The organism is Photobacterium sp. GB-1 (genome assembly GCF_003026165.1).
In the GTDB taxonomy this organism is placed as follows: Bacteria; Pseudomonadota; Gammaproteobacteria; order Enterobacterales; family Vibrionaceae; genus Photobacterium.
In genome coordinates this window covers 1-655 of sequence record NZ_PYOB01000067.1, presented here as the reverse complement: position 1 = coordinate 655, position 655 = coordinate 1, and the positions used below count along the sequence as shown (strand labels likewise).

1 rRNA gene is annotated in these 655 nt (G+C 49.2%); it reads left to right on the top strand.

Going from position 1 to position 655, the window contains the following annotated elements:
- Nucleotides 1-17: 17 nt before the first annotated feature.
- Nucleotides 18-655: ribosomal RNA gene (locus tag C9J45_RS21450) — 23S ribosomal RNA — on the top strand; the annotation flags it as partial.

The following is a 655-nucleotide window of genomic DNA, read 5'->3' as shown; positions in this document are numbered from 1 at the left end:
ACCTCTTGGGGTTGTATGGTTAAGTGACTAAGCGTACACGGTGGATGCCTTGGCAGTCAGAGGCGATGAAGGACGTATTAACTTGCGATAAGCCCAGAGAAGGTAGTAAAAACCGGTGACTCTGGGATTTCCGAATGGGGAAACCCACGTGCATAAGCACGTATCATAGTGTGAATACATAGCACTATGAGGCGAACCGGGGGAACTGAAACATCTAAGTACCCCGAGGAAGAGAAATCAACCGAGATTCCGGTAGTAGCGGCGAGCGAAACCGGATTAGCCCTTAAGCTAGTTTTGCGTTAGGTGAAAGTTCTGGAAAGTTCTGCGATACAGGGTGATAGCCCCGTAACCGACAACGCATTATCAGTGAAAACGAGTAGGACGGGACACGTGATATCCTGTTTGAATATGGGGGGACCATCCTCCAAGGCTAAATACTCCTGACTGACCGATAGTGAACCAGTACCGTGAGGGAAAGGCGAAAAGAACCCCTGTGAGGGGAGTGAAATAGAACCTGAAACCGTGTACGTACAAGCAGTAGGAGCCCACTTGTTGGGTGACTGCGTACCTTTTGTATAATGGGTCAGCGACTTAATTTTAGTAGCAAGGTTAACCGTTTAGGGGAGCCGTAGGGAAACCGAGTCTTAACTGGGCG